Genomic DNA, 10,952 nt, shown 5'->3' with positions numbered 1-10,952 from the left:
GGTGGCGCTCTCTCCTGGGGTGGTGCTGGCTTACGATCGTAATACCAAAACCAATACCCAGCTACGCAAAGAAGGGGTTGAGGTCATTGAGATTGTCGGCAGTGAGTTGGGCCGTGGCCGTGGCGGCGGCCACTGTATGACCTGCCCCATTATCCGCGATGCCTTAGACGATTAATTTAACAGTAAACTACTTATGAGTACCCCCTAACAAGGCGTACTCATATCCTTAAAAAGCAGTTACTGATAGATTTAAATCCAATGACATGCTGACTTGCTGACGTGCCTACGCTAATGCGACAGAGTCCAAATACACAGCTATTCATAGCTTAACAATCTCAAGAGAAGCAGCAAAATTTCCAGCCTCCCCAGAAAAGTCACTTATACAGGCAACCATTCAGTACACTACTATGTAACTTTATTCCATTATTTTTTCATATCTCACCAGCGCGGCCACTCCCGACGGCGGGGTAATACATTGCATAGTAAACAAAATCAAGGTTATTATATCGCAAAAAAAAATTAACGATAAAAATTAAAAATTAAAAATTAAATTAACACTTTAACCACATTCCGCTAAAAAATGACATATAATAACACCTGCATTGTAAATACATTTTACACGTACTACAGCCATCGGCGCTATCACAATAAACAACCAATGAGGTCTATTATTATGAATTCAAAGGATGGAGAAGAGATGGATGATAATTTCATTGAACCATCGGCAATACACTCTGTGGTTTATACATTAAATCCGGGAGAAGCAGCTAATGAAATAGCGGCCGGCTATAGATATCAAGATAACCTGACAGCAAGGCTAGGTACCTCCCAAACCCGTTGGATATGGAAAATCCTTGGTCTACTGGGCTCAACTATGGATACAATGGGAGGAGTGATGTCTTTGATGCCAGCCCCCACACCTAACCATATAACACAAACCATGATTTTCAAAAATGAGGCTGATGTTATAATTATACCTTTTCATACTCACCTACCGAGTGGTCATACATTCGATAAAGCACCAAAAATAATGTTCCCCGGTGATACAGCTATATGCAACATTAAATACACTCCCGCAAACTTAAACCACACTGGGTTACAAATATTTCGTTTTCTTGCTGTATCTACTGATCCAAACATTCTCTCACGACCGCCTCACATAGTGGACAACACTAACTCGACCAATTTTGAAATAGCTATTATTCGTAGTTTAGGTAGAACAAGAATAGCCCATGTTCAAAACTTAGATACTAACGCACCTCCAGTTCGCCCTGGTATTTTCAATATAAATTATGTAGGTTTCCGTGGAAGACAAGGTTCGACAGCACCTTCTTTCGGGATTGCAATGGCTCCTGCCAATTGGCCAGAAAGAGCTCCACAAACAAGTGGTTGTACTATTACCTTCACCCCTTTGGGTTTGCGTGCCAATTAAATAAAAACCATTATCATTGGAGGTTATATGAAAGATAAAACTGATGATTACCAAAATGAATTGCAATTTATCCCTTGGTCGAGCAGTGGAATTTCTGGTGCTCGAACCATTGCGTTATCAGCCCTGCATTATTACAATTTCACACAACAAGATAGTCAGTCAGAAACCCGAGGATTCTTTTCTATTATAGGGATTATTTTGGGACTGGCCGCAGGATTAACATCTCTCATCGGTGGAATGTCAGAAAGCACAGCGCTTCCAGAAAGGGAGCGGATTAGATTGAAAATAAAGATAAGAAACTTATCACGACATAATCTAATAATCATAGATAATCATACAAGTAATTCACGTATAACGTCATCATTGCGTATCGCACCAGGAGAAACGTTGGAGTATGTATATGCGGTAGGCTCCTCACTTCCTAGTGCAAGCGCATTAACCTTTATGTTGGTTCCTGACAGTAATCAACTCCCAACAACTCACATGCATGTAAATATTACCGACGGAAACGGTCATGTACGTGTCAGCAGTGTTTCGTTTAATAGTGCGGTTTCAGAAACACAACTCCCACCAGGGGCTTCGCAACGAGATGTAAGCGCTGTCTTTTATAACGCAGCAATGGGTAACATGAATATTCATATTATTCCCACCACATTTACAAATAATGTTGAAGGGAAACTCGATCTGGCTATTTTATCGCCATAGCATACATAACCGTTGGGGAAACCAGCGGTTTATCGTAAAATATATACTCAATAATAGGGGTTCTACGCCGAAATTTCCGTTATCCCAGTTTCACCCCGGCAACCAGCGCATCCAGGTCAATGATTTCATTGCTGCTCTGGAGGTATAATGCCCGTTCAGCAAAATGTGCTGCCAGGCCACTGGCGATATCCGGGGTAGAGCCTCAATGCCTTTGTCGTTACCTTCTGCTTCCAGTCGTGACAGGATCGCGGAATTGTAATAAACGATCGTGTTGGAGATCAACCGCCCTCACTGATTGCTTATTTCCGTTTCAAAGTTATTCTTCCCAGTTAACTCCTTCTTTCCGCCGATTTTGACGACAGCGGCACATAGCTGGTGATAAGATTCAATCCGGCTCTGAGAGCAACGGATATTGCGTTCCGGCTGCGGATTTCTCAGATACTTAAGCATGCCAATGCTGCGAACCAGCCGACCATATTCAAATACCTCCTGTCTTGTCGGATCCGTTTGAATAAAAAGACAGTTACTGTTCATACAGAGAGTATTTCCCGCAGGAACGTTACACCACAGTTATTGACCCGGATTAAACGCCTGCTGGGATTCGATAGTTCGGCAGATAACACTGTCGAAAAAAAGTTTCATTAAAAATGTGAACTCATCATCCGGAACGACAAATTTCTGAGGATAAAAAATGCTCGACTTAACCGCAGAGCAGCAACATCTGGCAAAGATAGTTCATGATTATGCCTGCCAATTTCCTCTAACAGAGCATGGTGATGCTCAGCTGTTGTAGGGCTGTTATGACTCTATATGGAAGCCTTTAAACAGGTGATGAACAGTACATCAAAAGTTCAGATGGACTACATTTACCTGCAATGTCCTGAATATTTTCGCTTTGTGAAATCAATGGAGTGACTGGCTCAAGGGATTGCTGATGGCGTTATTGAGGTCCGGAAAGATCACTAAAAACACAGGCCGGAAATTTCGTCGGTCCCGACATAGAACACCCTCCTCATCCTTTTCAGCGAATTGACGTTTCTGGCGGGCAATTTCGGTGGACATTTTCTGCTCGTGTTCAGATGAAGAGTGCTACTGTTGGCGCCAGGTATAAATCTGCAATTCGTACAAGCTGAGTTCGCGGGCAGCGGCGCCGATACGTTCAGCCAGCTTGAGGGTTTCCTGACGAACTTCGGGTGTGTACTGTTTGCGCGACTGCTTTTTGGTTGATGCTGATTTTGTCATGTGAGCTACCCCTGGTTAAGAGTTTACTCACTTAGCGCCGTGTCCATTATTGCTGAGTAAGATCAACTGACGCTCCAGATAGTCATAACCGATGAATCAGGTGTTCAAACGGAAGAACTGATCACATTGCAGAAATCAGGATATACCATGTGTTATTTTTATAGTTGTTGCTCAACCGTTAATAGTAATTAACTAATATACCGAGTTATCTACCGTAAAGTAATAAATTACATAACTATGCAAAAAGCCACTTTACGGTAAATTATAGATAATTAAAATTTATTGAGGAACATTGGGTAAAATCATGACAGGGGCAAGCCTTGAGTTATTATGATCGTTCGCATAAAGAAGATAGGAAACGCCCACCGACAGAGGTGTGAAAATATGGATTTCAACATGTCGATGCGCATCAACCATTCCTACAGCATAGGGACCTTGTCCATTTTGGCTGTACAATACAAAACGGTCATAACCATCATGTACAAAATTCTCTGTCACTGAAACTTCGATCGTGGTCGTTCCTGTGGTGATATACCCGGCTATAACGTCATTAGCCACTGGCGTTCCTTCAACGTAACGCGGGTAATTATTTGGATAAGGTGAGTAGCTGAAAGGGAGGAGATTACTTACTTTCATTGTAAATCCTTGTTTGGTTTTAAGTGATTGTATGTTGAATGCTTAGATTGATTGAAAAATTAAACTTGTGGAGCAACATGCTGATGAGTCTTCTTGACCCCTTCTTTTTCACTAGTGCCCATTAATTATAGCTAAAGAATATAATTTGTAGTGGAGGGTTTTGTAATGATTTGTAATCCCTCCAGCTTTATTATAAATTCATGGGGTAAATTCTGGCTTTAGCTCTTATATTTAAAGCAACAATTTCGATATTATTTACTTAATAAAACTTAATGGCGATATATTTAATCGCCAGCCTTGATGGGGGTGATTGAACTTAGCGTAAGATGCCAGCCGAACTGCTGTTTCACTCGGTACATCGCCGTTTCGGCCACCGACCGCCAGTTGTAAGCCGTATTCTATTTCCATTAGGCGTTACTTCCCGTAAGCCGCAGCCTCGCTACCGCCTGATTTCGGTCTGCGTACTCCATTGGCCAGTAACCTGCGCGGGTTCGCAGCGGATCAGTGCCTTGATTTTCTTACGTATTAGTTCGTCGTGGCACTGTTTTGTGGCATAATCCCCATAGGCTGAATCAACCCTGATTTTACGGTGGGTCTGCTTCGCTATTTTCAGAATGCCGGGTTAAAATGGACTGACCCCACGACAGTAGACAAATTCTGTCCTCACGACGAGGCCTGTTCAAAGGCTTCCGGACTGACGCCGCCGAGATGACTGTGGCGCCGGGACCGGTTATAGAAGACTTCAATGTAATCGAATATATCGGCCCGGGCCAGATCCCGGGTTTTATAGATGCGTTTACTGATCCGTTCTTTTTTAAGCGAACTGAAGAACGATTCGGCCACCGCATTATCTCAGCAGTTGCCACGCCAGCTCATACTGGGTGCCAGATTATTGGCCCGACAGAACCGTTGCCAGTCGTCGCTGCCGTACTGTCTTCCCTGGTCTGAGTGCACGATGACCTCGCTGCCCGGTTTACGTCGCCAGACTGCCATCATCAGCGCATCCAGTGCCAGTTCGCGTGAGAGAGTCTGCTTCATCGACCGGCCACCACGTTACGGGCGAAGAGGTCTATAACCACTGCCAGATACAGCCAGCCCTGCCAGGTGCGGAGTAGAGTAAGAGGCAGGGCGTAGTCGGACTATTTCCTCGCATCTCCTCCCCGAACCGGACGTGCACCTTTCAGCGCATCCGGCTCTCCATTTAAACGTTGGCGAACACCATTGCCACGTCAGTGTAGCGCGATGTATATGTGTTTCTGGCTTCGGTCCTCAGGTAAGGGCTACCTTCTGGTAGACGCCAGCGGAACCGCTTCTTGCCTTACCCGACCAGCCGGTACAGGATTTCACCGCTGAGCTTGCCGTGATTGGTTTTACCAAATAAAACCCACGTTTTGCTCTGACCCGGTTTCGGTGATTTACACCACCACCTCATCAGGGTAGCGATGCCTGTACGGTATTTGCGGGCCAGCCAGTGAGCCAGCTTCCAGAACACTACGCGGTCGATATAACTGAAGACTTTGGCCTTAAAATCAACGAACTGGTAGAACGCGGCCCAGCCTTTCAGTTTTCGGTGAGGTGTTCAGCCATATCGACTTTGCTTTCACTGTAATTGCCTGATAACAATGCCGTCAGCGATGCGGCGAAGCTTCTGGCTTTCTCCTTATGGATCGTCGAGACCACCCGCATATCGCCGTAACGACTGCGTTTGCGGATGATCCGGTGACCCAGAAAGATAAAACCATCGTTTACATGGGTGATCCTTGTCTTGTCCATGTTCAGCCTGAGCTTCAGACTGTCTTCAAGCAAGCCACGGCACTCCTCCCTGATGGCTTCTGCCTGTGCTTTGGTCCCTTTGACGATAAGCACAAAATCATCGGCATACCGGCAATATGCAACCGCAGGTTTCCATTGCCAGTTTTCTCTGACCGCAGTACTTCGGCCCCGCTGGATACTGTTATTCCAGTACCATCTATCCTTTCGGGCTTTCCCGCTCAGATAGCGTTTATGCAGATACTGATCGAACTCATTGAGCATGATGTTCGACAGCAACGACGAGATCACACCGCCCTGTGGCACGCCTTCAGTGGCCGCCCGAAAGAGACCGACATCAACATGCCCGGCCTTGATGGTTTTCAACAGCAGGCTCATAAAACGTGCGTCACTGATCCTGCGGCGGACGGCTTTCATCAGCAGCCGGTGATGTACTGTGTCAAAGTAGCTGGACAGGTCACCCTCAATAACCCAGCGCACCCGTGTTTCACCGTGCGGATCGCGTGATGGACACTGCGTTCAGGCCGAAAGCCATACGAGAGCGTATGAAAATCACTCTCCCAAATAGGCTCCATCGCCATCAGCATTGCCCGCTGAACAATACGATCCCGCAACACGGGGATACCCAGTGGTCGCAGTTTGCCGTTGCTTTTAGGGATATAAACCCGTCTGGCTGGCATAGGCTGGTAGTGACCCGAGAGAGGTTCTTCGCTGAGCCTTTGCAACTCAGCAGACAGTCCGGCCAGTAGCTTTGCTTTGTTCACACCGTCAACGCCGGGGGTATGCGCCCCCTTTGATGAAAGGGTGATCCGCGCGGCTTCAGCCAGCCATTCCGGTTGTGTTATCAGACGCAGCAGCCTTTCAATCCGTCGGGACGGATCGGTTGCTGCCCATGTGACAAGCTTGCGTTGCATTTCGCTGATTATCATAGGTCTTCACCTCATTGGGTCAGTTAATTCACTTCGCAAACACATTTAAACTGCTTCCCTTCGCCATGTAATGGGCTTTCCCCATCGCGGACTACTACGGAAGTTCCGCCAGCCAGCGCGTCATCGGAGCCATGCCCCCTTAACATCCGTCGCTGACCTTCCCCGGTTTACCTGCCCGGACTCAAACATACTGAGGAGGCTAATCGGCAAGTTCCATTTCAGACAACGAAGCTGTTTCAAGAACAACCGAAAAGCGATGCTCAGGGGGCCATTCATCGCCATCCACAGAAGATATCCTTTCATTTTTAGGTAATAAACCCTGGATCACCAGTTCAAGTCTCCATTTTGCAACAACGGAAGAACTGGGTGCCAGCTTTTGTGCAATGTGTCTGACAGACCAGCTATAGGGAGGTAAAAGCCACATCACTCCCTTTTCTTTCACATCAATCGGTACAGCATGTGCCGGCATAGTCATTCTCCTTAAAAATTGAGGCTACAACTATGCTGACACAGGGGGGGAATCTGTGTTCACGTTGTTCCAGAATACGCAGTTATAACAGTGCCGAAACCATCCCCTTTAAAAAATAAAGTATCGGGATTAACTTTTATCAAGTAAATAATATCGCATTTATTGTTTTTAATCCAAGAGCTAAGGTCAAAACGCATATCATACACTATAGTTTTGAATAAATTAAAAGAGTGTCAGGCATGGGGGGGGTAACGCAATTGGTATTAGATAATTCATATTTCTTGATACAGGAAAACCAGGTAAGAACATCAATCCTCGTATTCTTATTTTTACGAAAATGGTAGGAGTACTTAACCTAAACGACATTCATCACAACGGAGAATATAAATGAGCTGCCCATCTGAACTATCTTACTCTCACCCATGGGGTGCCTATAATACTGCTTATAGCACCAATGCATTTGATTTCTCTGGTTCTTTGCAAGTGACACTGACCTTTCTAAATAATTCAAACTACGTACTTAATCTTAGAACCCCACAAGTTTGGACTAACACCATCTCAAACGGGGATGATGAGTTTGAAAGTCCAACTTTCAAACTGGGCAATATTCCTTCGGAAGTTCATCCTGGCAAGGTGTTCGTTATTCAAGGTGTAGTTGATATGTCTTCGATCACAAGTGGCGAAAAACTTCTCACATTTAGACCTCAAATTAATAGCGGTTGGTTTTCTGATGTTGAAAGGTACGCCCCTATTGTGTCGGCTACATTTATTTGCCTTCCTGATAGAGGAAAAACCATAGATATAACACATAATTTTATCTGATGTGATACCTTTATATTTTCGAGGCTTTGTTGAGTAAATAAAAGCTAGTCCTTACCGAAAAGTACCTTGTTTGCAATACGGGTGCTTTTCGGCATCTCTAACAATATGTTCTTACCCTCGAACAATGGACACACGGCTAAGCAAGAGTCTGGTTTTCAAATTGTTCCGGGCTGAGTCCGCCACAGCGCCATTTGCAACGCTTCGCAGGCCAGTTGTGCCGTCATCCGCGAGGACATCGACCAGCCGATGACGGCCCGCGACCACAGGTCAATCACCACCGCCAGGTAAAGCCAGCCTTCGTCTGTTCGTAAGTAGGTAATGTCACCCGACCATTTCTGATGCGGCCCACAGGCGGTAAAGTCCTGCTTCAGCAGGTTTTCAGACACCGGCAGACCATGTTCACGGTAACTGACCGGACTGAACCGGGGCGAGGCCTCTGCGCGCAGCCCCTAACGACGCAAGCTGGCTGCAATGGTTTGGACGTTGTACGCCGGAAGCTCATCAGCAAGACGCGGCGCACCATAGCGCTGTTTGGCGCCATTGAATGTCTTTCGAACGGCATCATCGCAGACAAGACGGAACTGCTGACGCGGAGTTATCTGATGGCGATGCAGACGCCAGGCATACCAGCCGCTGCGGGCGACACGGAGCACCCGGCACATGGCTTTGATGCTAAGTATGTGCTGGGATGAGATAATTGTTGAATCCTTCACTGAACCCCAAGCGTTGGGCATAAATAGGCTGCCTTCAACAAAAGGAGGTTTCAGATCGGGGTCCTCCTGGGGGGCAGATTCACGAACGTCAGATGCCATCTCCAATAAGCACAAGAATTCGGATGAGATCAGCGTTGGTAGCACACCACCGAGGTCTTCCCGATAGACTCCTCTCGGTTTGACTGTCTTTTCCCAGTGTAAAAAGCGATCAACCGTCTCACGCACCTGTGCTTGCTCCCTAACATTTATTTGGCCGCTTCTATTTTGAACGCTCATCAGCTTGATGGTTAGGAAGTTGGATCCGTTTTTTTCCTTTTGGTCAGAGGCAAAAGAGGGTGATAGGACCATGAGTTCCATCAACTCAGTCAATATGAGGTTGACGATTGGTTAAAATAACCACCATTTTGATGCCCAATCCACATTTCAGACAGATCTTCCCTATGCCGCCTGCCACAGCCATCGCTCTGTTTTGAACTCCTGCCGACGTCGCGCCAATAACTCTTCTGCCCGGATACCGGCTTCTGCGCCCTTAAAATACCATTCTGCTTCCACATAACACGCACTGGTACGGATCCACATTGGTAAATTTCTTAATCAGCGACGCAAAGCCCGGTTTCGGTGGTTTTGCCTTCATTTCAATCCCGTGGGCAATATAGACTTTAGGCAATAACTCACCCCGTTTGCGGTTGGCCAGAAAACCGTAATACCTGACCATCTTAAAATGGCGTGACGGGATATGGCTCACAGCATCTCTTCCTGGCTGAGTCGTTGCGTGCGGTGTTGCTGAGTCCGGTGGTCATAGTAATGATGAACAACGGCTCTGCCGGTGTAATGACGCAGTTTTGGGGCTGCGATCGGCGGTCGTTTCAGATAGCGTCCTAGGTAATTGACGTTTTGCTGGGCGTGTTGGGTCTTTTTGGCAAAGTGGATTTTCCAGCAGCGCTGAAACTGCGCCTCAAGAAACTAGCACCATTCCCGGATGAGTTGATAGCCGACGGCAGGTAAATCAAGCCTGGCGTAACATCAATCTGGAAGCGGAGTTTTGCCGGTCGAGGTATGTGCATGCACGGGATTATAGCGAGCTCCGATACCTGAAGAAACGTATTTTCTAATAGAGTCTTAGCTCCCGCCGCCGGCGGGCTACTGTTCTACCATCACCTCTTCGAGGTTGCGCAGGCTCAGGGGCATAAGCACGATACAGCGAACAGATTGGGCGATGATATCAACGGGATAATGCAGGCGTTTTAAGGCTTTTCTAATCAGTGACATGGTCAGATAACATCATAAAAAAAGCATGTTAACCGACATGTGCTTAGTGCGAAAGAACCCGTCCACCCCGGCTCATAGAATGGCGGCGGGGGTGAACGCTGTGAAGACGATCTCGCAGGCATTCTTGCCTGGAAGAAAACTTTATTGCGGCAGTGTGTTCTTGTAGACCTGCCCGTCTTTCATGATCACCGCAAAATTAGCGGGATCGGCGACGAGGTTGATGTTCTTTAGCGGGTCGCCATCGACCAGCAGCAAGTCGGCCAGCGCGCCCTCTTTGACAACCCCGAGTTTGCCTGGATACGGATTACGTCTCCCCGACAAAGCAAGAAGCTCCGCATTGGTACCGGTCGCCATGGCCAGCGCCTCGGCCGGGGTATACCAGCGCGTCAGCGACGCCAGGATTGCACCCTGTTGCTGCGCCAGTGCCTGGGAGAACAGCACGTCGGTGCCCCAGGCCGTCTTGATGTTGTATTTTTTCGCGAATTGGTAAGTTCGGTCGATGCCCGGCCAAACCTCATCAGCCCCATGGCGCTGAACGGAACCCTCGGGGAACCCGAGTCGCAGGCCTTCAGGAAGCGGCTGCAAGCTCAGCCATATATTCTTCTCGGCAATCAGTTGCGCGGTTTCTTCGCTCATCAGGAAGCCATGCTCGATGACCTTCACCCCGGCCTCGATCGACCGGCGGACCGCCTCGTCGCTGAAGGCGTGGGCCGTAACATAGGTGCCCCAACTTTCTGCAGCGCCCACAGCAGCGCGAAGCTCCTCCACGGAGAACGTGGTGACGTCTACCGGGCTGTGAGGCGACGACACACCGCCCCCGGCCGTGAGCTTGATTTGCGCCGCGCCCTGCATGAGTTGCTCGCGCGCCCGGACTCGCACTTCATCGGGACTGTCGGCGACCAGGGCGCCGCCGATCTGCTCCATGCGGGAGAGGTGACCACCAATGGTGCGGGGCAGTTCCGAAA

The 10,952-nt window shown here is 47.7% G+C and carries 7 protein-coding genes and 9 pseudogenes; 5 read left to right on the top strand and 11 right to left on the bottom strand.

The genetic code is table 11. From position 1 onward, the window contains the following. The 3 genes from A6U95_RS30070 to A6U95_RS30800 form a co-directional block, all read left to right on the top strand. Positions 1 to 175: arginine deiminase family protein (locus A6U95_RS30070; RefSeq protein ID WP_241810701.1), on the top strand; the 175-nt coding region annotated here is incomplete at its 5' end. 522 nt (positions 176 to 697) lie between these two features. After that, positions 698 to 1,432, top strand: coding sequence for a hypothetical protein (locus A6U95_RS30805; RefSeq protein ID WP_139102424.1), 735 nt, complete (start codon positions 698 to 700; stop codon positions 1,430 to 1,432). A gap of 27 nt (positions 1,433 to 1,459) precedes the next feature. After that, positions 1,460 to 2,137 (top strand): hypothetical protein, encoded by a 678-nt coding sequence (locus tag A6U95_RS30800; protein WP_139102423.1) that lies wholly within the window; start codon positions 1,460 to 1,462, stop codon positions 2,135 to 2,137. Between the two features lie 79 nt (positions 2,138 to 2,216). On the opposite strand, the pseudogene A6U95_RS20955 reads toward A6U95_RS30800, so the two are convergent. Further along, positions 2,217 to 2,644 (bottom strand): annotated as a pseudogene (locus A6U95_RS20955) (Tn3 family transposase); the annotation flags it as partial. Positions 2,645 to 2,828: 184 nt separating this feature from the next. Here A6U95_RS20955 and A6U95_RS31595 point away from each other — a divergent pair. Further along, positions 2,829 to 3,052 (top strand): annotated as a pseudogene (locus tag A6U95_RS31595) (arylsulfatase regulator). A gap of 93 nt (positions 3,053 to 3,145) precedes the next feature. Here A6U95_RS31595 and A6U95_RS30795 read toward each other — a convergent pair. The 6 genes and pseudogenes from A6U95_RS30795 to A6U95_RS31755 form a co-directional block, all read right to left on the bottom strand. Further along, positions 3,146 to 3,379, bottom strand: a pseudogene (locus A6U95_RS30795) (IS3 family transposase); the annotation flags it as partial. Between the two features lie 279 nt (positions 3,380 to 3,658). Next, positions 3,659 to 4,015: a hypothetical protein gene (locus tag A6U95_RS30790; RefSeq protein ID WP_139102422.1), complete on the bottom strand. Its 357-nt coding sequence runs from the start codon at positions 4,013 to 4,015 to the stop codon at positions 3,659 to 3,661. A gap of 317 nt (positions 4,016 to 4,332) precedes the next feature. Continuing rightward, positions 4,333 to 4,637, bottom strand: a pseudogene (locus A6U95_RS31590) (transposase); the annotation flags it as partial. Between the two features lie 41 nt (positions 4,638 to 4,678). After that, positions 4,679 to 5,136, bottom strand: a pseudogene (locus A6U95_RS20950) (IS3 family transposase); the annotation flags it as partial. 80 nt (positions 5,137 to 5,216) lie between these two features. Further along, positions 5,217 to 6,699 (bottom strand): annotated as a pseudogene (ltrA, locus tag A6U95_RS20945) (group II intron reverse transcriptase/maturase). A gap of 214 nt (positions 6,700 to 6,913) precedes the next feature. Continuing rightward, positions 6,914 to 7,183 (bottom strand): helix-turn-helix domain-containing protein, encoded by a 270-nt coding sequence (locus A6U95_RS31755; RefSeq protein ID WP_139102421.1) that lies wholly within the window; start codon positions 7,181 to 7,183, stop codon positions 6,914 to 6,916. Positions 7,184 to 7,570: 387 nt separating this feature from the next. Here A6U95_RS31755 and A6U95_RS30780 point away from each other — a divergent pair, with 387 nt between their 5' ends. Beyond that, on the top strand, positions 7,571 to 8,005 hold the full coding sequence (locus tag A6U95_RS30780) for a hypothetical protein (protein ID WP_139102420.1): 435 nt from the start codon (positions 7,571 to 7,573) through the stop codon (positions 8,003 to 8,005). A gap of 176 nt (positions 8,006 to 8,181) precedes the next feature. Here A6U95_RS30780 and A6U95_RS30040 read toward each other — a convergent pair. From A6U95_RS30040 to A6U95_RS20920, 4 genes and pseudogenes are all read right to left on the bottom strand, one after another. Further along, a pseudogene (locus A6U95_RS30040) lies at positions 8,182 to 8,679 on the bottom strand (DDE-type integrase/transposase/recombinase); the annotation flags it as partial. Between the two features lie 477 nt (positions 8,680 to 9,156). Continuing rightward, a pseudogene (locus A6U95_RS20925) lies at positions 9,157 to 9,696 on the bottom strand (transposase); the annotation flags it as partial. A gap of 165 nt (positions 9,697 to 9,861) precedes the next feature. Next, positions 9,862 to 9,987, bottom strand: a pseudogene (locus A6U95_RS30400) (IS6 family transposase); the annotation flags it as partial. A gap of 141 nt (positions 9,988 to 10,128) precedes the next feature. Beyond that, positions 10,129 to 10,952, bottom strand: an 824-nt coding sequence (locus A6U95_RS20920) for an amidohydrolase family protein (RefSeq protein WP_139102419.1), incomplete at its 5' end; no start/stop codon positions are given.

This window comes from Serratia sp. 14-2641 (assembly GCF_001692375.1).
GTDB classification, from domain to species: Bacteria; Pseudomonadota; Gammaproteobacteria; order Enterobacterales; family Enterobacteriaceae; genus Chania; species Chania fonticola_C.
Note: the sequence above shows the minus strand (reverse complement) of the source record. Positions and strands in the feature narration are given on the sequence as shown.

Bases quoted from the DNA above. Each gene is read 5' to 3' on its own strand.
- A6U95_RS30805 (WP_139102424.1), top strand. From the start codon at position 698: ATGGATGATAATTTCATTGAACCATCGGCAATACACTCTGTGGTTTAT.
- A6U95_RS30800 (WP_139102423.1), top strand. From the start codon at position 1,460: ATGAAAGATAAAACTGATGATTACCAAAATGAATTGCAATTTATCCCT.
- A6U95_RS30790 (WP_139102422.1), bottom strand. From the start codon at position 4,015: ATGAAAGTAAGTAATCTCCTCCCTTTCAGCTACTCACCTTATCCAAAT.
- A6U95_RS31755 (WP_139102421.1), bottom strand. From the start codon at position 7,183: ATGCCGGCACATGCTGTACCGATTGATGTGAAAGAAAAGGGAGTGATG.
- A6U95_RS30780 (WP_139102420.1), top strand. From the start codon at position 7,571: ATGAGCTGCCCATCTGAACTATCTTACTCTCACCCATGGGGTGCCTAT.